The sequence below is a fragment of the Holdemanella sp. DFI.5.55 genome, from assembly GCF_020593575.1.
GTDB lineage: Bacteria > Bacillota_I > Bacilli_A > Erysipelotrichales > Erysipelotrichaceae > Holdemanella > Holdemanella hominis.
This window is the reverse complement of record NZ_JAJDMK010000003.1, coordinates 23530-48477: the sequence shown is the minus strand read 5'-3', so window position 1 is coordinate 48477 and position 24948 is coordinate 23530. Positions and strand designations below refer to the sequence as shown.

28 protein-coding genes are annotated in these 24948 nt (G+C 40.9%); 26 read left to right on the top strand and 2 right to left on the bottom strand.

Translation table 11 applies throughout. The features are described 5' to 3' along the window. The first annotated feature begins 11 nt into the window (after positions 1-11). The 16 genes from LJE08_RS01535 to LJE08_RS01460 all read left to right on the top strand — a co-directional run bounded on the left by LJE08_RS01535 (position 12) and on the right by LJE08_RS01460 (position 14092). Positions 12-974 carry a DUF3991 and toprim domain-containing protein gene (locus LJE08_RS01535; protein WP_227402231.1) on the top strand — a complete coding sequence of 321 codons (963 nt, stop codon included), beginning with the start codon at positions 12-14 and terminating at the stop codon, positions 972-974. Continuing rightward, entirely contained in the window at positions 971-1390 is a 420-nt protein-coding gene (locus LJE08_RS01530; protein WP_178778659.1) for a DUF3846 domain-containing protein, read from the top strand. The genes LJE08_RS01535 and LJE08_RS01530 overlap by 4 nt, the downstream gene beginning before the upstream one ends. A 99-nt stretch (positions 1391-1489) precedes the next feature. Further along, complete coding sequence (locus LJE08_RS15225) at positions 1490-1684, top strand: DUF3789 domain-containing protein (protein WP_008789323.1); 195 nt, start codon at positions 1490-1492, stop codon at positions 1682-1684. Next, positions 1647-1988, top strand: coding sequence for a plasmid mobilization relaxosome protein MobC (gene mobC / locus LJE08_RS01520; protein ID WP_002594670.1), 342 nt, complete (start codon positions 1647-1649; stop codon positions 1986-1988). Before LJE08_RS15225 ends, mobC begins: the two co-directional genes overlap by 38 nt. Beyond that, complete coding sequence (locus LJE08_RS01515) at positions 1979-3364, top strand: relaxase/mobilization nuclease domain-containing protein (RefSeq protein WP_044681629.1); 1386 nt, start codon at positions 1979-1981, stop codon at positions 3362-3364. The genes mobC and LJE08_RS01515 overlap by 10 nt, the downstream gene beginning before the upstream one ends. Beyond that, positions 3348-4142 (top strand): PcfB family protein, encoded by a 795-nt coding sequence (locus LJE08_RS01510; RefSeq protein WP_015530022.1) that lies wholly within the window; start codon positions 3348-3350, stop codon positions 4140-4142. Before LJE08_RS01515 ends, LJE08_RS01510 begins: the two co-directional genes overlap by 17 nt. Positions 4143-4148: 6 nt before the next feature. Beyond that, positions 4149-5033 carry a hypothetical protein gene (locus LJE08_RS01505; RefSeq protein ID WP_055161176.1) on the top strand — a complete coding sequence of 295 codons (885 nt, stop codon included), beginning with the start codon at positions 4149-4151 and terminating at the stop codon, positions 5031-5033. Positions 5034-5045: 12 nt separating this feature from the next. After that, positions 5046-5249 (top strand): hypothetical protein, encoded by a 204-nt coding sequence (locus LJE08_RS01500; RefSeq protein ID WP_008789327.1) that lies wholly within the window; start codon positions 5046-5048, stop codon positions 5247-5249. Next, the gene (locus LJE08_RS01495; RefSeq protein ID WP_008789328.1) at positions 5236-7044 is read left to right on the top strand and encodes a VirD4-like conjugal transfer protein, CD1115 family; all 1809 of its coding nucleotides are present in this window, start codon (positions 5236-5238) and stop codon (positions 7042-7044) included. Before LJE08_RS01500 ends, LJE08_RS01495 begins: the two co-directional genes overlap by 14 nt. 19 nt (positions 7045-7063) lie before the next feature. After that, a complete protein-coding gene (locus LJE08_RS01490) occupies positions 7064-7426 on the top strand; it encodes a glutamyl-tRNA amidotransferase (protein ID WP_227402230.1) in 363 nt (120 codons plus the stop codon). Between the two features lie 73 nt (positions 7427-7499). Then, on the top strand, positions 7500-8336 hold the full coding sequence (locus LJE08_RS01485) for a hypothetical protein (protein WP_066556926.1): 837 nt from the start codon (positions 7500-7502) through the stop codon (positions 8334-8336). A gap of 135 nt (positions 8337-8471) precedes the next feature. Further along, on the top strand, positions 8472-8837 hold the full coding sequence (locus tag LJE08_RS01480; RefSeq protein ID WP_178632950.1) for a PrgI family protein: 366 nt from the start codon (positions 8472-8474) through the stop codon (positions 8835-8837). Next, positions 8830-11160 (top strand): VirB4-like conjugal transfer ATPase, CD1110 family, encoded by a 2331-nt coding sequence (locus LJE08_RS01475; RefSeq protein WP_055062744.1) that lies wholly within the window; start codon positions 8830-8832, stop codon positions 11158-11160. The genes LJE08_RS01480 and LJE08_RS01475 overlap by 8 nt, the downstream gene beginning before the upstream one ends. A gap of 13 nt (positions 11161-11173) precedes the next feature. After that, entirely contained in the window at positions 11174-11575 is a 402-nt protein-coding gene (locus LJE08_RS01470) for a DUF6075 family protein (protein ID WP_002594682.1), read from the top strand. 6 nt (positions 11576-11581) lie between these two features. After that, a complete protein-coding gene (gene srtB, locus LJE08_RS01465) occupies positions 11582-12349 on the top strand; it encodes a class B sortase (RefSeq protein WP_227402229.1) in 768 nt (255 codons plus the stop codon). 39 nt (positions 12350-12388) lie between these two features. After that, positions 12389-14092 (top strand): lysozyme family protein, encoded by a 1704-nt coding sequence (locus LJE08_RS01460; RefSeq protein ID WP_227402228.1) that lies wholly within the window; start codon positions 12389-12391, stop codon positions 14090-14092. A gap of 64 nt (positions 14093-14156) precedes the next feature. Here the strand turns inward: LJE08_RS01460 and LJE08_RS01455 are convergent, their stop codons facing one another. After that, positions 14157-14609 carry a hypothetical protein gene (locus LJE08_RS01455; RefSeq protein ID WP_161209638.1) on the bottom strand — a complete coding sequence of 151 codons (453 nt, stop codon included), beginning with the start codon at positions 14607-14609 and terminating at the stop codon, positions 14157-14159. A gap of 226 nt (positions 14610-14835) precedes the next feature. Here LJE08_RS01455 and LJE08_RS01450 point away from each other — a divergent pair, with 226 nt between their 5' ends. From LJE08_RS01450 to LJE08_RS01420, 7 genes are all read left to right on the top strand, one after another. Beyond that, entirely contained in the window at positions 14836-15171 is a 336-nt protein-coding gene (locus tag LJE08_RS01450; RefSeq protein WP_002594686.1) for a helix-turn-helix domain-containing protein, read from the top strand. A gap of 155 nt (positions 15172-15326) precedes the next feature. Next, positions 15327-15542, top strand: a complete 216-nt coding sequence (locus LJE08_RS01445; protein WP_002594687.1) for a hypothetical protein — start codon at positions 15327-15329, stop codon at positions 15540-15542. Positions 15543-15728: 186 nt separating this feature from the next. Further along, on the top strand, positions 15729-15938 hold the full coding sequence (locus LJE08_RS01440; protein ID WP_002587820.1) for a helix-turn-helix transcriptional regulator: 210 nt from the start codon (positions 15729-15731) through the stop codon (positions 15936-15938). Positions 15939-15957: 19 nt separating this feature from the next. After that, the gene (locus tag LJE08_RS01435; RefSeq protein WP_066517880.1) at positions 15958-17529 is read left to right on the top strand and encodes a class I SAM-dependent DNA methyltransferase; all 1572 of its coding nucleotides are present in this window, start codon (positions 15958-15960) and stop codon (positions 17527-17529) included. After that, positions 17513-18673, top strand: a complete 1161-nt coding sequence (locus tag LJE08_RS01430; RefSeq protein ID WP_227402227.1) for a restriction endonuclease subunit S — start codon at positions 17513-17515, stop codon at positions 18671-18673. The genes LJE08_RS01435 and LJE08_RS01430 overlap by 17 nt, the downstream gene beginning before the upstream one ends. 97 nt (positions 18674-18770) lie before the next feature. Then, positions 18771-19754, top strand: coding sequence for a site-specific tyrosine recombinase/integron integrase (xerA, locus tag LJE08_RS01425; protein WP_227402226.1), 984 nt, complete (start codon positions 18771-18773; stop codon positions 19752-19754). A gap of 10 nt (positions 19755-19764) precedes the next feature. Beyond that, on the top strand, positions 19765-20286 hold the full coding sequence (locus tag LJE08_RS01420; RefSeq protein WP_227402225.1) for a restriction endonuclease subunit S: 522 nt from the start codon (positions 19765-19767) through the stop codon (positions 20284-20286). Here LJE08_RS01420 and LJE08_RS01415 read toward each other — a convergent pair. Then, positions 20283-20918, bottom strand: a complete 636-nt coding sequence (locus LJE08_RS01415) for a restriction endonuclease subunit S (RefSeq protein ID WP_066559564.1) — start codon at positions 20916-20918, stop codon at positions 20283-20285. The two genes, LJE08_RS01420 and LJE08_RS01415, sit on opposite strands and share 4 nt — an antisense overlap. A gap of 50 nt (positions 20919-20968) precedes the next feature. Here LJE08_RS01415 and LJE08_RS15220 point away from each other — a divergent pair, with 50 nt between their 5' ends. From LJE08_RS15220 to LJE08_RS01405, 3 genes are read left to right on the top strand one after another with little or no spacing between them, the layout of a single operon-like run. Continuing rightward, positions 20969-21415, top strand: a complete 447-nt coding sequence (locus LJE08_RS15220; protein WP_368735798.1) for a hypothetical protein — start codon at positions 20969-20971, stop codon at positions 21413-21415. Positions 21416-21421: 6 nt separating this feature from the next. After that, the gene (locus LJE08_RS15215; protein ID WP_368735799.1) at positions 21422-21817 is read left to right on the top strand and encodes a hypothetical protein; all 396 of its coding nucleotides are present in this window, start codon (positions 21422-21424) and stop codon (positions 21815-21817) included. After that, on the top strand, positions 21804-24944 hold the full coding sequence (locus LJE08_RS01405; protein ID WP_227402224.1) for a type I restriction endonuclease subunit R: 3141 nt from the start codon (positions 21804-21806) through the stop codon (positions 24942-24944). The genes LJE08_RS15215 and LJE08_RS01405 overlap by 14 nt, the downstream gene beginning before the upstream one ends. The last annotated feature ends 4 nt before the right edge of the window (positions 24945-24948 follow it).

Below are 24948 nucleotides of genomic sequence, written 5' to 3'. Positions count from 1 at the left end.
CGGTGGTCGATATGCCTTTTATCGCACCTGAGTTAATCATTCAGGCGAAACAGATGGACTTATTAACCTACCTGAAAAATTATGAACCGTATGAGCTGGTTAAGTTTTCAGGTAACACCTATTGCACCAGAACCCACGACAGTTTGAAGATTTCAAACGGGAAATGGATATGGTGGTCGAGAGGTATCGGTGGCAGGAGTGCTTTGGATTATCTGATTAAGGTCAAAGGTTACAGCTTCCTTGAAGCGGTGGAAACCATTATCGGACACACAGCGATTCAGGTTCCGGTCTATGAAAAGCCACAGCCAAAAGAGGAAAATAAACCGCTTCTTCTCCCTGAAAAATGTGCTTCCAACAGAGTGATTACAGAGTATCTTTTCGGGAGAGGAATAGATTTTGAAATCATCAATTACTGTATCTCTAATGACCTTATCTTTGAGAGCCTGCCGTATCACAATGTTGTGTTTGTAGGCTATGACGAGAAGAAAGAACCAAAATATGCAGCCTACCGTTCCACGAATAAGCGTAGGATTATGGGCGATTGCAGTGGCAGTAAAAAAGATTATTCTTTTCGGCTTGGTAAGGAAAACTTGGAGGAAGTACACCTCTTTGAGTGTGCCATTGATTTGTTATCCTATGCCACGCTTGCGAAGCTGAACGGGCAGGATTGGAAAGAAATGAGCTTTGTTTCGCTGTCCGGGGTGTATTCTCCGGCAAAGAAAATTGAGGACAGTAAAGTGCCGATTGCACTGGAAAAGTATCTTGGCAGTAATCCATCTGTCAGGAAAATCCGTATCCATTTTGACAATGATATAGCGGGCAGAAAGGCAGCACAGACCTTAAAAACCATTCTGCCGGATAAGTATGAAATCGTTGATGAGCCACCAAAAGCAGGTAAGGACTTCAACGATTTTCTTTGTATGCGGATGGGAATTTACAATAAAAAAACACACGAAAGGAATGAAGAACGATGAATGATTCTAAGATTAAAGTTCTCTTGGTAGAACCGGAAAAGTACCCGAAGGAAATTGTAATCGACGACAGTCTGGAAGCAATGCAGGAGGTTGTCGGCGGGGATATTGAGGAATATATGCCCTTTGATGATGACGTTGCAATCATCTGTAATGAGGAAGGAAAGATGAGAGGACTTCCGCTTAACCGTGCAGTTTATGTGCAGGATAATGATAAGAAAGAGATGGTAGATATTATCTGCGGCAAGTTCTTTATCTGTTATGCACCACCTGAGAGTGAGAGTTTTCAGAGCTTGCCGGACGATATGATGAAGAAATACAAGGAACAGTTCAAGTATCCCGAACGCTTTTCTAAGGATGTGGGCGGCAATATCGTGGCTGAACCTTTTAAGCCGCAATCAAAGGATTATGAGAGATAGTAGCCTGAGAACGGGGCAACCCGGAGGAGATGTTTATTCTTAGCGAGCAGACCATTTGGATAAACATAGTTTCCCAAACGGTAAAAGGCTCGTTAGGGGTTGCCCCTAATACCCCGTGAGAAAGGAGAACTTGATTTGAGAGAGTTATTACTTATCGCCGCTGGGACACTGCTCGGCAGTTGTCTTGGCGTTACGATGATGTGCTTATTCCAGATTAACAAAGATTGCAGAGTAAAGAGAAAGGAAGATACCGATTATGAGAAAGAGAAACATTCAGAAGATTGTACGCTTTAACCGCAAGGAAGCACAGGACTTGGCAGCAAAGGCAAAGAAGGCTTGTCTTTCCGAAGCAGGACTTATCCGTTTACTTATCAGAGGTTACGAGCCGAAAGAGAAACCCGATGACCGCTTCTATGATGTGATGAGAGAACTGTCCTCTATCGGTAATAACATCAATCAGCTTGCGGCTAAAGCGAATACACTTGGTTTCATTGACGCACCTATGCTGAAGAATGAAGCTGCAAAGTGGAATAAGTTCCAGTCAGAGATTGAGAGGACATATCTTCGTCCAAATCAGAGCGAAATGAAATGGCAGTAACAAAGTTGTGGTCGGTAACAGAAAGGCTCGGTCAGGTCATTGACTATGCAACCAATCCCGAAAAGACTTCTGCAAATATCAAAAGGGAGTTTTCACCGGAACAGTATCAGGCTCTTGCTGATGTTATTGCTTATGCAAAGGATGAAGAAAAAACAGAGCGAGAATTTTATGTTGAGGGTATCAACTGTAATGTGGCGATTGCCCGTGACCAGTTCATAACGGTTAAGGAACAGTACCAAAAGACAGACGGTATCCAAGCCTATCACGGATATTTGAGTTTCAAGGAAACAGATATATCTCCTGAGATGGCACAGAAAATCGGAATGGAGTTTGCAAATGAAGTGTGGGGCAAAAGGTTTCAGGTTGTTGTGACAACCCATCTGAATACAAAGCACCTGCACTGTCATTTTGTCATCAACTCTATTTCTTTTGTCGATGGCAAACATTTGTGGGGCGAGGAAAAAGCGTGGTTCAAATTCCGAAAAGTTGCAGACAGGATTTGTGAGAAGTATGGACTTTACTATGACCCGAATCCAAACCGCAGTAAGCAGTCGGAGTATCTGACGATGAAAGAAAAGGCAGGTATGCCGACACGCTACTCGGTTGCAAAAGAAGCCATTGACTATGCTATCGACCACAGCAAGACCCTGAAAGAATTTCAGTTTGCTCTCAAGGAAATGGGATATGCCTATAACCTGAGTCCAAGCCGAAAATACTGGACGGTTATTCCAAAGGGATACGATAAGCCGATACGACTGAAAAATCTCGGAGCAGATTATACCAATGACCGGATTGTAGAGCGTATCAAAGAAAATCGTGACAGATGGGCAGAGATTGAGCCGTTCCAGAGGGCGACTTACAAGCCAAGACAGTACCGTATGCAGACCAGAGGGCAGAAGCTGAAAAAGAAAGGCGGACTTTATGGGCTGTATCTGTATTACTGTTACAGACTCGGTTATCTGCCCAAGTATAAGAAACAGAATAACGCAAGGCTTCATTATCTTTTGAAAGATGATTTGATGAAGCTCGATAAGATTACTGATGAAGTAAGGCTGCTCGGACGAGAAAATATTTCCACGGACGAACAGCTTTTTTCATATAAGACTTCCTTAGAGGAGCAGATGAAAAATCTGATTGCCGGAAGAACACATCTCCGAAAAAAGATAAGAACAAATATTGATGATGGTCAGCTTCAGGCGGCAAAAGATGAAATCGCTTCTATCAATGGAGAATTGAAAAAACTCCGACGGGAAGTAAAACTCTGCGAGGATATTGCGGAGAGGTCAAAGGTTATGGAAGAAAACCTTGAGCATATTGAAACAGAGGAACAAAAACAGCAGAGAAAGGAGAAATCACGCTATGAACAACGGTGGTGACGCAGCAGAGCAGGTCGTCAGGCTTTCGCTTGAAGGATTTGAAGTTGCTGCAAGATTAAGCGGTTCGGCGGCGAAGAATATCGCATTGCTTTTGGTATCGGTTCTGAAGCAGGAACAAAAGACGAAGGGCAAAGCAAGGCTTACCAATATGATTAAGTCAGGCAAGGAGCTGAAAGTCTTTTCCATTCCGCAAAAGGATTTGAAGAAGTTTACCGAACAGGCAAAACGCTATGGCGTTCTTTATTGTGTCCTCAGAGATAAGAACACAAAGGGAGAGAACGCTCCGGTAGATATTATCGCAAGAGCAGAGGACGCTTCTAAAATTCAGCGTATCGTTGAAAGATTTGAACTTGGCAAAGTGGATAAGGCTTCGATTGTCAGTGAAGCAGAGAAAGCTATCGCAGACCGTGAAGCGGTTGAAAAAGAAAAGCCGACTAAATCCAAGAGTGAAATCATTATGGAAGAAGCGGTCAGAAATCCAATGCAGAAAGAGGAGCGAGCAAACGCAAACCCCTCAGTCGCCAAAACAGACAAAAGCCCTCTGTCAAGGCAAAACTCAGAGCCGGTAGAAACGCAATCTGATAAGGGTGTTGCAAAGCCAGTGGAAAAGCCATCGGTCAAAGAGAAACTTGACCGTTATAAGGCACAGGCAAAACAGCAAAAAGAAGCAGAGCGTAAAGAGCCGGAGGTTAAGAAAGACGGCAAGAAGCCGCAGCAGAAAAACGGTCAGACGGTACACCGTCAGCCGAAGAAAAAACCCAAAACAAAAGAGAGGTAATTCACTATGACAAATGATTTCAAACCCGCAAAGGCTGGCGGTAATCAGCCGAGATTATCCAAAGAGGAGTATGCAGAAAAGAAGCGAGCAGAAAAAGAAAAGGTCTATCAGATGATTGATGACGCTTCCCGTGAGATTGTGAGTGACCCTGAGAAATTCAAGAGTTTTCTTGATACGCAGAGTCGAATGGACAGATATTCCGCAGCAAATGCTCTCCTTATTTACAGTCAGTATCCGCAGGCGACACAGCTTAAAGATTTTGATGATTGGGGTAAGGACAATGTGAAGATTACCAAAGGGGCAAAGAGTATTTCTATCCTTGAACCAGTGGAATACACAAGAGCAGATGGTTCTCCGGGTATTTCCTACAATGTCAAAAAGGTATTTGATGTTACGCAGACAAATGGAAGAAAAGCTCCGGCAGTATCAGCAAACCGTGACCCGAAAGCACTTATCACGACAATGCTTGATGTATCTCCGGTAGAGGTTGCGGCAACCGATGAACTTCCGTATCCGAATATGGCAGCTTTCTATAATAATGAAAAGCAGACCTTGTATGTGAAGCGTAATGTGGGCGACAGCGTAGCAGTTGCTCAGTGTGTCGCTCAGGAACTTGGACACGCACAGCTTTCCATCAACAGCGAAAGTTACAGCCGCAGGGATATGGGCTTTCAGGCAGTGTGTATCGGATATATGATTTGCAAGAAGTATGGCGTAGATACACAGAATTTTGCAATTAACCGTATTCCGGAGGGACTGGCTTCCAAAGAGCCGAAAGAAATCCGTGCGGAGCTTTCCAAGACACGAAATGCAATGGCAGAAATTCACAGTCATATCTCTGATGAAATGTTCCGCAAGAAGCAGGAGCGTTCAAAGGACTATGAGAGATAACGGAGGGCAGATATGGAAAAAGAAAAACTCTACCACATTGCTTTGGACGATTATGAACACGGTGTTGTCATTCGCTCCTTAAACGATGAGAAAACAAAGTTGATGGAGGAAGGCAAGTCCGCAGACGCAGTAGACGACCTGCTTGTAAAAGTCGGAAATGCCCCATTGAAAAAGTTCAAAGTGATTGAAAGGAAACGCTCAGATGAAGCGAGATAATGACAGGCAGACTGCCATTATTTTATCCATTGTCGGTATCGTTCCGGTCATATGGCTGGCACTTCTGATTGCACCTTCCATAAGCGGAGGATTGCCGGAGATAGCAGCCAATCTTGCGACACTCTTTGATAATCCATTTTCCATAAAATTATGTGGGGACAGCCTGAAAACTGTCCTCATTTTGCTTTTATGCTATGGAATGGGTATCGGGATTTACTTTTCGACAAGAAAGAATTACCGCAGACGAGAAGAACACGGTTCTGCCAAATGGGGCAATGTCAGAGCCATTGATAAAAAGTACCGACAAAAGCCACTATCAGAAAATAAGCTGATGACTCAGAATGTGTGCATTGGACTTAATGCCAAGAAGCACAGACGAAATCTGAATACGCTTGTGTGCGGTGGCTCCGGTGCAGGTAAGACGAGGTTTTATGCAAAGCCTAATATTATGAACGCTGCAAGAAACAGCTATGTGATATTAGACCCGAAAGGGGAAATCCTGCGAGATACGGGACATCTTCTTGAGAAGAAAGGTTACGAAGTGCGTGTGCTTGATTTGATTTCAATGGAGAAAAGCCATTGTTACAATCCTTTTGTTTATTTGCAGAATGACAATGATGTGCAGAAGCTCGTAACCAATCTTTTTAAGAGTACCACTCCGAAAGGTTCACAGAGCAATGACCCATTTTGGGATACGGCAGCGTCAATGCTTCTGCTTGCACTTGTATTTTATCTGCATTATGAAGCACCGCCGGAAGAACAGAATTTTGCGATGGTAATGGAAATGCTCAGAGCCGGGGCGATTGAGGACGAGGACGACCCAAGTCCTTCTCCGCTTGATAATCTGTTTTCGGATTTGATGATAGATAATCCTGACCACATTGCTTTGAAGTATTACCACTCTTATCATTCCGGCTCTTCCAAAACATTAAAATCCATACAGATAACCCTTGCAGCAAGGCTTGAAAAGTTTAACTTGGAAAGTCTTGCTGCTCTTACTTCTGCCGATGAACTGGATTTGCAGTCACTCGGAGAGAAAAAGGTGGCACTGTTTGCACTGATACCGGATAACGACTCTAGTTTCAACTTCTTGGTATCCATTCTTTACACACAGCTTTTTCAGCAGTTATTTTATGCAGCCGACCATATCCACGGCGGCTGTCTGCCGATGCCTGTTCATTTTATGATGGACGAATTTGCCAATGTTTCACTGCCGGACGACTTCGACAAGATACTGTCGGTTATGCGTTCCCGTGGTGTATCGGTAAGCATCATCTTACAGAACTTGGCACAGCTTAAAGCCTTGTTTGAAAAACAGTGGGAGAGCATTGTAGGTAACTGCGATGAATTTCTTTACCTCGGTGGAAATGAGCAGTCAACCCATAAATATGTGTCGGAGCTGTTGGGCAAGGAAACCATTGATACCAACACGTTCGGAAAGAGTACCGGAAGAAGCGGTAACTATTCCACCAACTATCAGATTAGCGGCAGAGAGTTACTTACCCCTGATGAGGTGCGTATGCTCGATAATCAGTACGCTATTTTGTTTATCCGTGGGGAAAGACCCATTATGGATTTCAAATATGACATTATGAAGCACCCGAATGTGGCACTTACCACAGACGGAAAGGCGAGTCCTTATAAGCACGGAGAAGTCACAAAAGATATTGCTTCGATTGCCATTTGGGACATTGACCCTGCAACACTTCCTGAAAAGGAAATGGAAGAAACGAACTGGGAACTTCTTTCCGATGAGGAGATGGAAGCTCTGTTCATAAACAATCAAACAAATTAAATTTTGGAGGTATTCAACTATGACTATTTTTAAGAAAAAAGCAACTGATATTCAGGAAACAAAGAAACTGCCTATGACCGGAGAGGTTAAGAAAGGCTTCCGTGCTTACTGCACAATGGTCATTGTCGGTGCGTTGGCACTTGGAATGACAACGACTGCATTTGCAGCGAATGACCCGCTTACCGTAGTCAATAATCTGTCCGACTTTATCTTCGGACTTATCCGTGCCATCGGTATGATTTTGCTTGGCTTTGGTATCGTGCAGGTCGGTCTTTCACTCAAATCTCACGACCCTTCTCAGAGAGCCAATGGCTTCCTGACTCTTGCGGGTGGTGTCATTATCACTTTTGCGAAAGAAATCCTTACTCTTATCACAGGCTAAGATAAGAGTTACACAGTTATCGAGGGGTGTGCCAAGTTAAGGTACACCTCTTAATTGTAAGGAGGTGCTTTGAATGAGTGATAACTGGGTAGTTCAAAATCTTGAAAATGCCCTTGAAACTTGGAATGAAAAACTGTCGGAAATATGGACACTCATCACAACTACACCGCAGAACTTTAAGGGCGGGAATATCTGGAAGGTTATTGTTGACATCAACGGTGCAGTTCAGGCTATCGGGCTTGCCTTACTTGTATTGTTTTTTGTGATAGGTATGGTAAAGACCTGCGGAAGTTTTACAGATGTGAAGAAACCGGAACACGCTTTGAAACTCTTTGTCCGTTTTGCATTGGCGAAAGGTGTTATCACATACGGAATGGAGCTTATGCTTGCACTATTTAATATCGTGCAAGGGACAATTTCAACCATTATGAATGCTGCCGGATTTGGAACTCCGGAACAGACGACCTTGCCCGCAGAGATGGTAACGACCATAGAAGATTGCGGATTTTTCGAGAGTATTCCCTTGTGGGCGGTAACGCTTATCGGAGGATTATTTATCACAGTGCTTTCGTTCATTCTGATAATGACAGTGTATGGACGATTTTTCAAACTTTATATGTACACAGCACTTGCACCGATACCACTTTCCACATTTGCAGGAGAACCGACACAGAATGTAGGCAAGAGTTTTATCAAGAGCTATTGTGCCGTTCTGCTTGAAGGAGCAGTCATTGTACTTGCTTGTATTATTTTCTCCGTATTTGCTTCATCGCCACCAGTAGTGAATCCTGATGCAACAGCAGTTACGCAGGTGTGGGCATATATCGGGGAATTGGTATTTAATATGCTTGTTCTTGTCGGTGCAGTAAAAATGTCTGACCGTATTATCCGAGAGATGATGGGACTTTAAGGAGAGATTTTGAGATGAACCAAAGAGATTGTAAGAAATGCGTTTACTATGGCGGTAAACGAAAAGGCAAAGTCTTTTGCCTGAATGATAAATGCGTGAGGGAGAAAGACCGAAACCGCAGGAAAGGAAACAGATATGGAAGTAAAAATTAACCGAGAAATCAGAAATTATACAGAGTCAATGTTTTTTGGACTGTCGCTCAGACAGTTCATTTTTTCTGTTCTCGCTTGTGGCGTTGCAGTAGGACTGTATTTCTTGCTCAGACCGTATGTTGGCACGGAAACCGTATCGTGGGTGTGCATTTTGGGTGCTGCTCCGTTTGCGGCACTTGGTTTTGTGAAGTACAACGGTATGACCGCAGAAAAAGCAATCTATGCGTGGATAAAGGCGGAGTTTTTAATGCCGAAGAAGCTGGTGTTCCACTCCACCAATGTGTATTACGAACTGATGAAGCCAAGCATTGAACAGAAACAGAAGGAGGTATTGAAGTCAAATGATTAAGACTCTTACGAACCTGTTTAAGCAGGATAAAGAAAAATTTGTTGTACCGAAAGGGGTGCAGGACGTGATTCCCGTAGCAGCTATCTTTGATGATGGCATTTTCAAAGTGGGAAAGGATAAATATTCAAAGACCTACCGCTTTACAGATATTAACTATGCAGTGGCGAGCCGTGAGGATAAGGAAGCGATGTTCCTTGAATATTCCGAACTTCTGAACTCTCTTGACAGTGGTGCAACGACAAAAATCACAATCAATAATCGTCGGCTCAACAGACTGGATTTTGAGCAGACAATCCTTATTCCGACAACCGGAGATAATCTGGACGAGTATCGAGAAGAATACAACAAAATGCTTCTTGATAAGGCAACGGGTGCAAACTCCATTGTTCAGGATAAGTATATTACCATTTCCATCAACAAAAAGAGTGTGGAGGACGCAAGAACTTATTTTGCCCGTGTCGGTGCAGATTTGATTGCTCACTTCGGCAGGCTTGGAAGTAAGTGTGTGGAACTGGAAACAGACGAAAGACTTCGTATTTTCCACGACTTCTATCGTGTGGGAGAAGAAAGTTCTTTTCACTTTGATATTAAGGAAACAAGAAAAAAGGGACACGATTTTAAGGATTATATCTGCCCCGACACAATGGAATTTGAAAAGGACTATTTCAAGATGGGAAACCGTTATGGAAGAGTCCTTTTTCTTCGTGAATATGCGTCCTATATCAAAGACAGTATGGTAGCGGAACTTACGGATATGAACAGAAATCTGATGATGTCCATTGATATTGTTCCCGTTCCAACTGATGAAGCAGTAAAGGAAGCAGAGAACCGTCTGCTTGGTGTAGAAACCAATATCACAAACTGGCAGCGTAGGCAGAATGCCAATAACAACTTCTCTGCAACTGTTCCGTATGATATGGAGCAGCAGAAGAAAGAAATGAAAGAGTTCCTCGATGACCTTACGACCCGTGACCAGAGAATGATGTTCGCTGTTATCACAATGGTTATTACAGCAGACAGTAAGGAACAGCTTGAGAATGATACTGAAGCATTGCTTACCACAGCAAGAAAACATCTTTGCCAGTTTGCAACACTGAGATTTCAGCAGGTAGATGGACTCAACACGGTAATGCCGTTTGGAACAAGAAAGATTGATGCGTTCAGAACACTTACAACAGAGAGCCTTTCGGTATTTATCCCATTCAGGGTGCAGGATATTTTCCACGAGAACGGTATCTATTACGGTCAGAATGTTATCAGCAAAAATATGATTATCGCAGACCGTAAGCAGCTTTTGAATGGTAACTCCTTTATTCTCGGTGTATCCGGTGGCGGTAAGTCATTTGCGGCAAAGGGAGAAATCATCAATCAGGTGCTTTCTTCAGATGCGGATATTATCATCATCGACCCTGAACGAGAGTATTCACAGCTTGTCAATGCGATGGGCGGAGAAGTAATCAATATTTCTGCTACTTCCGACAATCACATCAATGCAATGGATATGAATAAGGATTACGGCGACGGTGCAAACCCTGTCATTTTGAAATCTGAGTTCATTATGTCCCTTTGTGAACAGCTCATCGGCGGAACAAATCTCGGAGCAAAGCAGAAGTCTATCATTGACCGTTGCACGGCAAGCGTGTACCGCAGTTATCAGCAGAATGACTATCAGGGACATATACCGACCTTGCAGGATTTCAGGGCAGAACTTTTGCAGCAGGACGAACCGGAAGCAAAGGAACTGGCACTTGCTATTGAGCTTTTTACGCATGGTTCTCTGAACACTTTTGCAAAGCAGACGAATGTGGATACCAATAACCGCCTTATCTGCTATGACATTCTTGACTTGGGTAAACAGCTTATGCCGATTGGTATGCTTGTTGTCCTTGACTCTATCCTGAACCGTATCACACAGAACCGTGCAAAGGGTAAGAATACCTTTATCTTCATTGATGAGATTTATCTTCTGTTCCAGCACGAATATTCTGCAAACTTCCTCTTTACCTTGTGGAAGCGTGTGAGAAAATACGGTGCATACGCAAGTGGAATTACCCAGAACGTCGATGACCTTTTGCAGAGCCACACAGCGAGAACAATGCTTGCAAACTCAGAGTTTATCATTATGCTGAATCAGGCTTCCACAGACAGGCTTGAGCTTGCAAAACTTCTGAATATTTCCGACCTTCAGATGTCCTATATCACGAATGTGGAAGCAGGACACGGACTTATCAAGGTGGGAAGTTCTCTTGTACCGTTTGCAAACAAATTCCCTAAGAACACGAAACTTTATAAACTGATGACGACCAAGCCGGGCGAAGCATAAGGAGGGATTTATAATGTCTAAAATTCAATTTCGCAATGCTGCACACAGAGATTTTGTATTGGAAAATCTGGATAAGTGTAAAGTCAATGACTGCTATCACAGAGCATTTTTCTATGTGATGGGTATTTCAGAAGAAACGAGAATGAACATCGGAAAGATGTTTGATTTCAAGAGGGACTGTATCATACCGGAAGGTATGCACGGCGGTTGGCAGACAAGTGGCACAGTCAAGGTCTGCCACCTTGCCTTTAATCTCTGGAATGGATTTACGGAAGAAGGCAGGGAAAATCTCTATACACCGGAGGAACTGTTCTGTTGCGGATATGCTCCGTATTTTATGGAGGGTATCAAGTTGAGGTATCCGGAGTATTGCAGAGATTTGACTCCACCTAAGAGAAACGATATGGAAAGGTAAGAGAAAATGAGCAGAAAAATCTATATTATTATTGCGGTGGTGTTTACGGTAGTGTTGTCTGTAAGCACCTTCTTTATTATCCGTAATCACATTGACTCTGCCAAGCAGAATGAAGTCTATGATAACCTTGCGGAGATTGTGGAGGACGAGCCGCCAAAGGAAAATGAGGGCGTGACGTTTTCGGAAGATAAGGACTATCTTGCGGAATATCTTGAACTCTATCGGCAGAATGAGGATATGGTGGGTTGGATAAAGGTTGAGGATACCAATATCAACTATCCGGTCGTGCAGTCTGTAAATGAGCCGAACTTCTACCTGAAGCACAAGTTTGATAAGACCTATTCTGCTTATGGCTGTCCATATGTGCAGGAAAATTGTAATGTGCAGAAACCTTCAGACAACATCATTATTTACGGACACCACATGAATGACGGTTCTATGTTTACGGGACTGATGAAGTACAGAAATAAAAGCTTTTGGGAAGAACATAAGGATATTACTTTTGATACACTGACGGACAGACACCAGTATGAAGTGATTGCAGTCTTTAAGACGGTTGTTTATACAAACAGCTCCGATAGCTTTAAGTATTATGAGTTTACGGACGCAGAAAATGCGGCAGAGTTTGATGCGTATGTTGCTAAGTGCAAGGAACTTTCTCTGTATGATACCGGAGTATCGGCAGAGTATGGCGACAAGCTGATTTCTCTTTCTACTTGTGAATATTCAAGAAGCAATGGCAGGCTTGTTGTTGTCGCTAAGAGAGTGGATTAAACCCCACTCTCTATTATTTTTCGAGAAAGGAGGAAACCGATGGCTGATATAAAAACAAGAGATACAAGCAAAGGTACAATCAAGACCATAAATAAGGCAGCAGTTGCCACGGAGCGAATGAAGAAAGCCTATGTGATGACGAAAGATAAGGCAGAACATTCCACCAACGCTTCGGAAAATTCCGCAGAGGAATATGCTTCCGATAAAATCGAAGCGGCAACGGATAGGACTGTTCACGGAACGGCATACCGTGCGGATAAAGTCGGCAGATGGGGTGTGCGTGAAACAAGACAGAATTATCAGAAAGCCAAAAGGGGAATTGAGAATTTCAAGACCAAGCGTGCAGAGAAGCAGCTTCAAAAACAATCGGTCAATCCTGTCGGAAAACAGAGCATCCGAACTCTGGAGTGTACGGAGAAAACAATTAAACAGTCTGCAAGGTCGGCAGGAAATACGACAGTCAAGACCGTATCGAAAGGTGCAACCAATACTGTTCAAAGGTCGGTTAAGACTGCTGAACACACGGCAAAGACTTCTATTAAGACCACAAAAGAAGCTGCCGTTATAGCACAGAAAACAGCAAAAACAACAGCCAAAGCAACACAGAAAGCGGCTCAGGCGGCAAAGAAAGCGGCGAAAGCCACAGCAGATACCGTCAAAGCGACAGCGAAAGCTACTGTTGCGACAGTCAAAGCGATTATTGCAGGGACAAAAGCACTTGTGGCAGCAATCGCAGCAGGCGGTTGGATAGCGGTGCTGATTATTATGATTGTCGTATTGTTTGGTGCTGCCGTAGCAATGTTTGGAGGAGGAAGTGACAGTAATTCCTATACTCCGGTAAGTGCAGAGGTAGAAGCCTATGAACCTATCATACAGAAGTATGCCAAGGAGTACGGCATTCCTGAGTATGTAGAACTTATCAAGGCGGTTATGATGCAGGAAAGCGGCGGCAGAGGACTTGACCCTATGCAGGCAGCAGAAGGAAGTTTCAATACGAAGTATCCGCACGAACCTAATGGAATTAAAGACCCTGAATATTCTATCCAGTGTGGTGTTCAGGAATTGAAAGCGGCTCTTACCTCGGCAGAGGTGGAAAGTCCGATTGATATGGAGCATATCAAACTTGCCTTGCAAGGCTACAACTTCGGTAATGGATATATTTCTTGGGCAAAAACGAATTACGGCGGTTATTCTTATGCCAATGCAGTGGAGTTTTCCACTCAGCAGGCACAAAGGCTTGGTTGGGACAGTTATGGAGATACCCAATATCCGGCTCACGTTCTGAGGTACTATCCGTATGGGCGAGCCTTTACTGCCGGAGGTAATCAGGCGATTGTTGAGGTTGCCTTGACACAGCTAGGCAATCAGGGCGGACAACCTTACTGGAGTTGGTATGGCTTTAACAGTCGAGTGGAATGGTGTGCCTGCTTCGTATCTTGGTGTGCTGACCAATGCGGTTATATTGAAAGCGGACTTGTTCCGAAATTTGCAGGTTGCGTGGATGGTGCAAACTGGTTTAAGTCAAATGGAAAATGGCAAGACCGCACTTATGAACCAAAGGTAGGAGATATTATCTTCTTTGATTGGGAAGGCGACGGTACAACAGACCACGTTGGTATCGTAGAGAAGTGTGAGAATGGCACTGTTTATACTGTAGAGGGTAACTCAGGCGACGCCTGCAAGCAAAGACAGTACGCAGTCGGAAGCAGCAATATCTATGGATACGGTATTCCGGCATATTAAAAATTCCAGACGGTGTCTGGAAAATTGAAAAGATGGCTGCTCAGTTGAGTAGCCATCGGGTACATTATGAGAAATCAGTTGTTTCTCTGTTATTCAGGAAAATATGGTGTGTGTGATAAGTGAAGCTGAAAAGCATATCGGCATTTTCTTTACTGCCGTCTAAAAAGGAAATATCATCGGCAAGGATAAAAAGAATTGCTAACAGCTTCTTGATATATCCAGTGTAGCAGGCATAATCTACATAGATGTTGGCGATATATCCCTCGGCAAATTTTATCAGGTCAGCGTCAATTTCAAAGCTATTGGATAGTTCGTAAACGGTTTTGATAAATTTATCCTTGTCAGCAATTCGCTCTTTACTTGGAACACTTCTGCGGTTCTTCTGTATAAATTTTAAAAAATCATCAGCTTCCGTAAAGTCGGGAGTGACTGAGCTGTCAGTTCCCAAATCTGTTTTGTAATCCTCAAATTTCTCTTTTTCAAACCGATTACTGAATATTATCTTTTGTTCGTCCATTCCTTTTTACCCCTAAGTTTATTCTATGGAGATTGTTTAACTTGGCTCTTGGGTTGTGATTTGTCTTTCGCCATTAACAATCGTGAATTACTACTTTTATAGTATAACATAAAAATAGTTGGGAATCATCACTAATAGTTGGTTTGACTTCCTTTGGGTGCGTGTGATTTGAAATCTACTTAACCTATACTATCAGTTATGGAAACACACTAAGGGAGGTGATGCGATGAAGCTCGATACAATCGGCAAGAATATAAGGAAGTTCCGACTTGCGAGGAAATTACGCCAAGAAGATTTGGCTGAGAAGACAGATTTGACAACAAATTATATTGGGATGGTTGAGCGTGGAGAGAAAATTCCGTCACTCGAAACTTTCATAAAGATAGTAAATGCTTTAGGTGTATCATCGGATATGGTTCTTACTGATGTCCTCGAAACGGGATATACAGTCAAGAACTCAATGCTGAATGAGAAGCTTGAAAAACTTGCTCCTGAAGATAGAAACAGAATCTATGAAGTTATAGATACACTTGTGAAGCAATCAAAGCAAATACTTCCATAAAACACAGAAGTTCGTCCTAATCGACGAGCTTTCTTTTTTTCAGTATAAAAAATTTCAGCTATCGACAAATTTTTCGGGACTTCGACAGAGCAAATATGCTATAACAACAACTGTCAGTGATAGACACATACTAATAGACATAGGAGGAAGTAGAAGTGAACGACATTTTCAGACAAATAGCAAAAGAAAATGGAACAACCGAAAAAGCAGTAAAAGAGGAAATGCAGTTTGCCATTCGGGAAGCAATGAAAAGTGCTGAACCGGAAGCAATAGCTTTTTGGAAAGCAGTTGCACCGGACGGAAAAGAGCCGCCGATAGAAAAGGTCATAGCAATGATTGCATTGAATGTTAATAATAGAATGTACAATTGAGGTGCTTCGGCATCTCTTTTTTAGTATTCTTTAAAAGAGTCGTATTAGGTGTTTGTAAAAAGTGACACCTTAATGCCTGAAAGGTTACATTTCTGTCTGAAATCTTGAAATGCCTGAAAATTTAATATATACTGTTAAATGACTAACTGTAACAAAGATGAATTATAAGATGAAGAGGTGTTACTGATGAAGATATGCTATAACAAACTTCAAAAACTTATGATTGACAATCAAATGAAAAGACAGGATTTAATGCGTGCAGCCGAAATCACATCATACGCTGCAACGAAGATAAATAAGAATGAGCCAGTATCTCTTGAAGTATTGATGAGGATATGTCAGGTATTTCACTGTGACATCGGAGATATATGCGAAGTTATTTTAGATGAAGATTAAAACACGGAGGTAATTATAGATGGCAAGGGCTGCTAAACCAAAGAAAGAAATATCAATGGAAGAAGCACTTTGGAAAAGTGCTGATAAACTGAGAGGTTCTGTTGAGCCTGCGGAGTATAAGCACGTTGTTCTGAGTTTATTCTTCCTTAAATTTGCTAGTGACAAGTTTGAGGAATGCCGTAATAAAATTATTGCTACACACGGCGAAAAGTATGCGGATATGAAGCCGTTTTATACTCAGGAAAATGTATTCTATCTTCCTGAAGAAAGCCGTTGGAAGTACATTATTGAAAATGCAAAGCAGGACGATATTGCCCTGAAGATAGATACAGCACTTTATACGATTGAAAAGAACAACCCGGCACTGAAAGGTGCTTTGCCGGATAACTATTACTCCCGCTTACATATTGATACTGCAAAGTTGGCTTCTTTGCTTGATGAAATCAATCGTATCAACACTGATGATAAAGAGAACGACATTATAGGTCGTGTATATGAGTATTTTCTTAGTAAGTTCGCTCTTGCAGAAGGAAAAGGTAAAGGAGAGTTCTACACACCAAAGTGTATTGTAAACCTGATTGCCGAAATGCTTGAGCCTTACGATGGAATACTTTATGACCCTTGTTGCGGTTCGGGCGGTATGTTTGTGCAGTCCATCAAGTTCGTAGAAGCACACAGCGGTAATAAAAAGAAAGTGTCTATTTACGGTCAGGAATACACAAATACCACTTTCAAACTGGCAAAAATGAACTTAGCTATCCGTGGTATTTCTGCAAATCTTGGAGAAATGGCAGCCAATACATTTACCAATGACCAGCACAAAGACCTTAAAGCAGATTTCATTATGGCAAACCCGCCTTTCAATCAGAAGCAGTGGAGAGCCGAAAATGAGCTTGTAGATGACCCTCGTTGGAACGGCTATGAAGTTCCGCCGACAAGTAATGCAAACTATGGTTGGATACTGAATATTGTTTCCAAACTCTCTCAAAACGGTGTGGCAGGTTTCCTGCTTGCCAATGGTGCATTATCTGATGATGGTACAGAGTTGAAAATCAGACAGCAGCTTATAGAAAATCACTTGGTAGAAGCGATTATTATTCTTCCGAGAAACCTTTTCTATACCACTGACATCAGCGTTACCCTTTGGGTACTCAATAAGAATAAAAAGGCTCGTGTTGTGGAACAGAACGGAAAGCTCAAACGCTATCGTGACCGAGAAGATGAAATACTCTTTATGGATTTACGACAGATGGGCAGTCCTTATGAGAAGAAGTACATTGAATTGACAGAGGAAGATAGAGCTAAAGTTACAAGTGTATATCATAACTGGCAGCAGGAAGGCTATGAGGAAACTTATGAGAATGTACCAGAGTTTTGTTATTCTGCTTCTTTTGATGAAGTAAAGGAAAAAGGATTTACTCTTGTACCGAGCAGATATATTGAGTTTGTCAATCGTGATGAGAACATCGACTTTGATACAAAAATGAAGTCGTTGCAGGGAGAACTCAAAGAACTTCTTGTTCAAGAGGAAAAATCCAAATCAGATTTGCTTGCTGTATTTAAGGAGTTGGGATATGAAATCGAATTATAATCAGTTAGGACAATATATTGAAATGGTATCCAGAACAAACTCTGATTTGAAATATGGTATTGAAGATGTTCGAGGTTGTTCTAATACAAAGCAGATGATGCAAACAAGGGCAAACTTAATTGGACGTACTTATGAGAAATTCATTGTTTTAAGACCGCAGGAGTTTGTATTTAATAGACGTACAACTCGCAATGGAGAAAAAATCGGTATGGCATACAATAATACCGATAGAGAGTATATTTTTACGAATGATTATGTCGCATTTAGAGTTAAGCAGGAATATCTTGATAAATTGCTGCCAGATTATTTGTACATGTTCTTTTGTAGGGACGAATTTGATAGATATGCTCGATATAAGTCAACTGGCAGTGCCACGGAATTCTTTAACTGGGAGGATATGTGTGCAGTCCCATTTGAAATTCCACCAATGGATTTTCAACAGCTTGTTGTAAATGCTTATAAGGTTTTGAACGAAAGAATAGAAACTAAACAGAAGATAAATGATAATTTAGCAACTCAGGCTCTCACTTTATTTTCTGACTTTGTATCCCACCGCAGCAAGAAATTGGAGCAAAGGAAACTGGGTGATGTTATTGCTTCAGCAAATACAGGTGGTGATGCAATTCAAAAGGTACCTATCGTAGATTACGACACTGGAATTAAATGTGCAAGAGTTGGCGATATAACCAATGCACGAGAATATGCTTCATGGGCATTTTGTAATGCATCGAAATCGGTGTACGATAATTATAAATTACAAGCAGGGGATATTCTTGTAACAAGAACAGCCACCCTTGGCATAACACAATATATCGCCAAAGATATTTCAGCAGTTTATAACAATGGATTGATTAGATTAAAAGTTGATGATACTAATGCACTGTCCTTGTATATTTATTGGGCAATGAAAACTTCTGATTTTTTAAACTATATCAATCAAATGAATAGTGCTACTTCGGTTAGACCTAATATGAAAATTGACTATCTTCTTAATTATCAACTATCTATTCCGTCTATCGAGGAGCAAACACAATTCACAAATGCTGTTGAGCCGCTAATGAAGGCAATTTCATTGAATAATGATGAAATACTGAAACTGTCTGAATTTCAGGCAATCATTTTAACTACTTTATCAAGCCGCTAAATTATCATTTACAATAGAACTCCCATCAGTGGCGGGAGTTAAAACAAGGGACTGCCACTGGTAGTCGTTCTCTTAAAAAATAAAAGGAGAATTGACTATGAAACAGAACCTAATTACAGATGTTATTCAAGGAATGTTACCTTATTTGAATAACGCACAGACAGAAAGATTGCAAGAGGTGTTGCAACATACACTTTTTGATTATGAGGTAACAAAGACAGAAAGAGATAAGGAACTTTCAGAACAGAATTTAGCAGAGTCTTTCTTATCGGCAAAGCGTATTGAAGGCTGTTCTGAGAAAACCTTGAAATACTATAATGCAACGATACAGGCAATGCTTGATGGCATTGGAAAGGGCATCAAATATATTGTGACCGACGATATTCGTTGTTATTTGACAGAGTATCAAGCTAAGAAAAAATCCAGTAAAGTTACAATAGATAATATAAGACGAATACTTTCCAGTTTTTTCTCTTGGCTTGAGGACGAGGATTATATTTTGAAAAGTCCGGTAAGGCGAATACATAAGGTTAAGACCGGAACGAACATTAAGGAAACCTATTCAGATGAAGCACTTGAATTGATGAGAGATAATTGCACAGAACTCAGGGACTTGGCAATGATTGATATGCTTGCTTCAACGGGTATGCGTGTCGGAGAAATGGTGTTACTTAATCGTGAGGATATAGACTTTAACGAAAGAGAATGTGTCGTTTTCGGTAAAGGGGATAAGGAGCGAATAGTATATTTTGATGCAAGAACAAAAATACATTTGCAGAATTACTTAAACAGCCGAAAGGACGACAATCCAGCACTTTTTGTTTCATTACAATCTCCGTATAATCGAATGAATATCGGAGGTATTGAAGTGAGATTACGACAGCTTGGAAAACGATTGGGACTAAATAAGGTACACCCTCATAAATTCAGGCGAACACTTGCGACAATGGCAATAGACAAAGGAATGCCAATAGAGCAGCTTCAGCAGCTCTTGGGGCATAGAAGAATAGATACGACATTGCAATATGCAATGGTTAAGCAAAGCAATGTGAAAATTGCTCATAGAAAATACATTGGTTAAGGTGGTAGGAATGGAAAAAGGATATAAGATATTAGGCAATTACATTCGACTTGTGGACGAGCGTAATAAGGATTTATCCGTAACAAAGTTGCTCGGCGTAAGTATAAGTAAAAAATTTATTCCGTCAATCGCAAATATTGTAGGAACTGATTTATCGAATTATAAGATAGTTAGAACTGGACAGTTTGCATACGGACCCGTTACTTCACGAAATGGAGAGAAAATCTCTATTGCTTATTTAGATGAAGAAGATTGTATCATTTCAAGCTCTTATACAGTTTTTGAAGTTGAAAATAAAGAGGAATTAGACCCTGAATATCTTATGCTTTGGTTCAGCCGACCAGAATTTGACCGCTATGCAAGATATAAGTCACACGGAAGCGTAAGAGAGATTTTCGATTGGAATGAGCTTTGTATGGTGGAACTTCCAGTACCGGATATTGAAAAACAGAGAAAAATAGTGAAAGCCTACAAGACAATAACTGATAGAATAGCTTTGAAACAGAAGATAAATGATAATTTAGCGGCTTAATATGCCAGCTTTGCCAATAAAACAGATTGCAATTCATAAAGTCTTTGAATTTCGATAGTATTTGCTTCGATTTGCTCATTAAATATATCGAATTTATGTTGAAAGTCCTCTATAACTTCTGCTGGGGGTACGAGGATTTTCATTGACTGTATATTATACATCGGTAACTTAGATTGAACTGCACCAACTGTTAATAATTCAATCTCTTTTATTTGCTTTTTATAGCAAAGAGTATAGTAAAGATAATCAGGGGTAACCGTATGAATATTAGCCAGTTTAACGCAGTTTTCAGTAAGGTTTGCATTGTTGAGCGAAGTATGTATTTTTCCTATCAAGCCAATAGTTCCAACGATAGAAATAACAATATCGTTAGTATTGACAATATACCGTGATATAGCAGAATGTGTTTCTTCATCAATATATTGAAATTGATTGGTCAGACACACATACCGATTGCTTCCCAAATCACGCACACGGATATATGGGTGTGCGGTTGGAGTATCAAGCAGTTCGCCATCGGCAGGGAGTCGTTTCCCACCTTTAATTGAACAAAGACTATCTAATGTAGCAATACTGTAACCATCTGGTAGTTCATTTTCATTATAAAAAGCTGCAAATTGCTCCTGAAACAATGATTGAGCAGTTTCTTCTAAATTATCATTTACTGCAAGGAGTGTGAAAAATGGATAAAGAAAAGTTAATCAAACTTGCAGAGGATTTATATCAAAGTGCATTTGACGCTAATGCGTATTATGCAATTATGATGCAGTATAGAGAAATGAGCAAGAAGTATAATAATGAAATGAATCTTTCGCCTGCCTTTTATCAAGTAGTGTATGGGGCGTTGCAAAAGGCTTGTTTTATGGAAATTGCAAAATTGTATGATAAAACAAAAGACGTTGTTTCAGTTGGTTTGCTCTTAAAGTATTGCAGAGATAATTTGGACTTATTTCCAGAATATAGAGATATAGTAACAATTAAGGAAGATGGTAGAGAATATTCTTTCCAAGTGCCATATCAGCATCGTTTGAAACCAACGGAAGAATGTTTCTATGAAAATGAAGTGAAAAGCCAAAGAGAAATTCTAAAATTATTTGATACACCTGATTTTGAAAAAGTACCAATATAAGTTAATCTGACTTTTTCAGAATTTTTAGGATTGTATCAAAAGCGTTTTTGCTCTCTCAGCAAAAAACAAGAGAATATTCGTGTTCAAAGAAACAAAATATATGCTCATAATGACGAGAAACATATTTTAGCAGAAGAAAACGTATGGGATAAAAATCCGGTTACATATCCTGATATTCAGGAGTTGATAGATTTTGCTCTTGATTGCACCAGGCTAATACTTGGGGCATTGACTGGAGTAAGTCGTGCAGTAAGTTATGGAAATATAGATGATATGGAAGGAACTCTAATGCTTGCCAAATTGGGACTGAAATATCAGGATTATGAAATGGAACAGCGACATAAGCAAATAGTGAAAGAGATATATGCTGATAAAAGGAGTGAACGCAATGGCAAATTTTAATGAACACGCATTGGAAATGTCAATAATGGAGTTGTTCAAAGACGAGGGGTACACCTATGTCAGTGGCGACCAGATACACAGAGAAAGGACAGAGGTTCTGCTTACGGACGACCTGAAGCAATACCTCTATAATCGCTATGCGAAAGATGGTATCACACCGAGTGAGGTGGATAGTGTCATTCTAATGCTGCGTAATATTTCCGGTACAATTTATGAAGCAAACAAAGCTGTATTTAAGTTGCTCTGCGATGGATTTATTCTTAACCGTGAGGATAGAACGCAGAAAGACCTCTATATTGAACTTATTGATTTCGACACTCCTGAAAACAATATTTTCAAAGTGGTTAATCAGTTTGAAATTGAAGGCGTAAATAATCAGTTGCGTATTCCTGATGGCATTGTGTTCGTAAATGGTATTCCTGTTGTTGTTCTTGAATTTAAGAGTGCGGTACAAGAGAATACGACCATAATGGACGCATATAAGCAGCTTACAATCCGTTACCGTAGAGATATTCCGGAGATTTTCAAATATAATGCGTTTGTTGTTATCAGTGATGGAGCAAATAATAAATATGGTTCTTTCTTCAGCCCGTATGATTTCTTCTATGCGTGGAGAAAGATAAACTCAGACGATAAAGAACTGGACGGTATCAATTCTCTTGTAACAATGATAAAGGGACTTTTCCGAAAAGACCGTTTGCTTGAAGTTGTCAAAGATTTTATTTATTTTCCGGATAACTCAGATAAGGATTTAAAGATAGTGTGCCGTTATCCACAGTTCTTTGCGGCAAATAAATTGTATGAGAATATCAAGGCACATCTTCGCCCTGAAGGAGATGGTAAAGGTGGTACATACTTCGGAGCAACAGGGTGCGGCAAGAGTTATACAATGCTTTTCCTTACCCGTATGCTGATGAAAAGCAAATACTTTTCCTCCCCGACTATTCTTATTATTACAGACAGAACAGACCTTGACGACCAGCTTTCCAAGCAGTTTGTCGGTTCAAAGAAATATATCGGAGATGAAACTGTTGTAAGCATTGAATCCCGTGAGAAACTTCGTGAGGAGCTTCAGGGACGAGAGAGTGGCGGTGTTTATCTGACTACCATTCAGAAATTTACAGAGGATTTGCAGCTTCTTACAGACAGAACGAACGTTATTTGTATTTCTGATGAAGCACACAGAAGCCAAATCAATCTCGACCAAAAGGTTAAGATTACAGAGTCAGGTGTTCAGAAAACCTATGGCTTTGCCAAGTATCTGCACGATTCTTTACCAAATGCGACTTATGTTGGATTTACCGGAACTCCGGTTGATGGAACAATCGAAGTCTTTGGTGGTGTTGTAGACGCATATACAATGACGGAAGCTGTTAAGGACGGTATTACAGTTAATCTTGTTTACGATGGTCGTGCAGCCAAGGTTATGCTCAATCAGGATAAGGTAAGACAGATTGAAGAATATTATGCTCAGTGTGAACTTGAGGGGGCAAATGAACATCAAGTAGAAGAAAGTCAGAAAGCAGTTGCCAAAATGGAAGTTATTATTGGCGACCCTGATAGACTTCGTGCTGTTGCGGAGGATTTTATCAAGCATTATGAAACCCGTGTGGCAGAAGGTGCAACCGTAGCAGGCAAAGCAATGTTTGTATGTTCCAACCGAAATATAGCATACGATTTCTATAAGATAGTAAAGGAACTCAGACCGGAATGGACAGAAAAGAAGATTTGTGATGACGGTGTTGTTCTGAGTGAGAAAGATAAAAAAGAGTTGAAGCCAATGGAAAAAATCAAGTTGGTTATGACTCGTAATAAAGATGATGAAAAAGACCTATTTGATATGCTTGGCACAAAAGAGGACAGGAAAGAATTTGACCGTCAGTTCAAGAACCCGAAATCGAACTTTAAGATTGCCATTGTTGTAGATATGTGGCTGACTGGTTTTGATGTGCCGGAGCTTGATACGATTTATATTGATAAGCCTATTCAGCAGCATACCCTTATTCAGACGATTTCCCGTGTAAATCGTGTATGCGAGGGCAAGGATAAAGGTTTGATTGTTGACTACATAGGTATCAAGAAAAATATGAATACCGCCCTCAAGAAATATACGAATTTTGAGAGTGAAGAATTTGAAGGTGTGGAGCAGTCCATCACGATTGTAAAAGACCAGTTAGAAGTTCTCGGTCAGATGTTCCATAACTTTAACAGTAGTGATTTCTTCAATGGTTCGCCTACCGAACAGCTTGCCTGCCTGAACCGTGCGGTTGAGTATGTGCAGTTGTCTGAAGAACTGGAAAGAAGATTTATGGCAGCAGTCAAGAGAATGAAACAGGCATTTAACCTTTGTAGTTCAAGTGAGAAATTCTCCGATGAAGATAAGGATTATATCCATTTTTATTGTGCTGTCCGTTCTATCCTTTTCAAGTTGACAAAAGGCGATGCACCGGATATTGAGCAGATGAACGCTCGTGTCCGCAAAATGCTTGAGGGTGCAATTCAGTCTGATGGCATTGAGGAATTGTTTGAAACCGGAAAACATATATCGGTTGATATTTTCAGCGATGAGTATATGGATAAGATAAATGCTATTCAGTTGCCGAATACGAAAATCAAGATACTTCAAAGACTTCTTTCTCAGGCGATTGACGAGTTTAAGAAAGTTAATAAAATTATGGGTGTGGAATTTGCAGACAGACTCAAGAAAGTTGTTGATGAGTATAATAACCGACGTCGTGATGAAGCGTATGCCAATGAAGTCCTTGATGATGTTGCGGAGCAGCTTGCACAGTTGTTGTCTGAACTGAAAACAGAAAAGAACTCCTTCAAGAATATGGGAATAGATTATGAAGAAAAGGCTTTCTATGATATTTTGAAAGCAGTTTCCAAGAAGTTTGAGTTTGAATATCCGGACGATAAAATGATTGAACTTTCCAAAAGGATAAAGCTGATTGTTGATGATAAGTCACGCTATACCGATTGGTCTGCCCGTGATGATATTAAGGCAAACTTGCAAGTGGATTTGATATTGCTGCTTGATGAGTTCGGCTATCCGCCAGTAACCATTGATGATGTTTACAAGGAAGTTCTTGAGCAGGCAGAGAATTTCAAGAAGTATGCACAGTAAATGA

What these genes read in the sequence shown, in the direction of transcription:
- LJE08_RS01475 (WP_055062744.1), top strand. Translation starts at nt 8,830, where the DNA reads ATGATTAAGACTCTTACGAACCTGTTTAAGCAGGATAAAGAAAAATTT.
- LJE08_RS01530 (WP_178778659.1), top strand. Translation starts at nt 971, where the DNA reads ATGAATGATTCTAAGATTAAAGTTCTCTTGGTAGAACCGGAAAAGTAC.
- LJE08_RS01460 (WP_227402228.1), top strand. Translation starts at nt 12,389, where the DNA reads ATGGCTGATATAAAAACAAGAGATACAAGCAAAGGTACAATCAAGACC.
- LJE08_RS01435 (WP_066517880.1), top strand. Translation starts at nt 15,958, where the DNA reads ATGGCAAGGGCTGCTAAACCAAAGAAAGAAATATCAATGGAAGAAGCA.
- LJE08_RS01440 (WP_002587820.1), top strand. Translation starts at nt 15,729, where the DNA reads ATGAAGATATGCTATAACAAACTTCAAAAACTTATGATTGACAATCAA.
- LJE08_RS15220 (WP_368735798.1), top strand. Translation starts at nt 20,969, where the DNA reads ATGGATAAAGAAAAGTTAATCAAACTTGCAGAGGATTTATATCAAAGT.
- LJE08_RS01455 (WP_161209638.1), bottom strand. Translation starts at nt 14,609, where the DNA reads ATGGACGAACAAAAGATAATATTCAGTAATCGGTTTGAAAAAGAGAAA.
- LJE08_RS01490 (WP_227402230.1), top strand. Translation starts at nt 7,064, where the DNA reads ATGACTATTTTTAAGAAAAAAGCAACTGATATTCAGGAAACAAAGAAA.
- LJE08_RS01510 (WP_015530022.1), top strand. Translation starts at nt 3,348, where the DNA reads ATGAACAACGGTGGTGACGCAGCAGAGCAGGTCGTCAGGCTTTCGCTT.
- srtB (WP_227402229.1), top strand. Translation starts at nt 11,582, where the DNA reads ATGAGCAGAAAAATCTATATTATTATTGCGGTGGTGTTTACGGTAGTG.
- LJE08_RS01420 (WP_227402225.1), top strand. Translation starts at nt 19,765, where the DNA reads ATGGAAAAAGGATATAAGATATTAGGCAATTACATTCGACTTGTGGAC.
- LJE08_RS01505 (WP_055161176.1), top strand. Translation starts at nt 4,149, where the DNA reads ATGACAAATGATTTCAAACCCGCAAAGGCTGGCGGTAATCAGCCGAGA.
- LJE08_RS01500 (WP_008789327.1), top strand. Translation starts at nt 5,046, where the DNA reads ATGGAAAAAGAAAAACTCTACCACATTGCTTTGGACGATTATGAACAC.
- LJE08_RS01535 (WP_227402231.1), top strand. Translation starts at nt 12, where the DNA reads ATGCCTTTTATCGCACCTGAGTTAATCATTCAGGCGAAACAGATGGAC.
- LJE08_RS01495 (WP_008789328.1), top strand. Translation starts at nt 5,236, where the DNA reads ATGAAGCGAGATAATGACAGGCAGACTGCCATTATTTTATCCATTGTC.
- xerA (WP_227402226.1), top strand. Translation starts at nt 18,771, where the DNA reads ATGAAACAGAACCTAATTACAGATGTTATTCAAGGAATGTTACCTTAT.
- LJE08_RS01485 (WP_066556926.1), top strand. Translation starts at nt 7,500, where the DNA reads ATGAGTGATAACTGGGTAGTTCAAAATCTTGAAAATGCCCTTGAAACT.
- LJE08_RS01450 (WP_002594686.1), top strand. Translation starts at nt 14,836, where the DNA reads ATGAAGCTCGATACAATCGGCAAGAATATAAGGAAGTTCCGACTTGCG.
- LJE08_RS01515 (WP_044681629.1), top strand. Translation starts at nt 1,979, where the DNA reads ATGGCAGTAACAAAGTTGTGGTCGGTAACAGAAAGGCTCGGTCAGGTC.
- LJE08_RS01470 (WP_002594682.1), top strand. Translation starts at nt 11,174, where the DNA reads ATGTCTAAAATTCAATTTCGCAATGCTGCACACAGAGATTTTGTATTG.
- mobC (WP_002594670.1), top strand. Translation starts at nt 1,647, where the DNA reads ATGAGAAAGAGAAACATTCAGAAGATTGTACGCTTTAACCGCAAGGAA.
- LJE08_RS01405 (WP_227402224.1), top strand. Translation starts at nt 21,804, where the DNA reads ATGGCAAATTTTAATGAACACGCATTGGAAATGTCAATAATGGAGTTG.
- LJE08_RS01480 (WP_178632950.1), top strand. Translation starts at nt 8,472, where the DNA reads ATGGAAGTAAAAATTAACCGAGAAATCAGAAATTATACAGAGTCAATG.
- LJE08_RS01430 (WP_227402227.1), top strand. Translation starts at nt 17,513, where the DNA reads ATGAAATCGAATTATAATCAGTTAGGACAATATATTGAAATGGTATCC.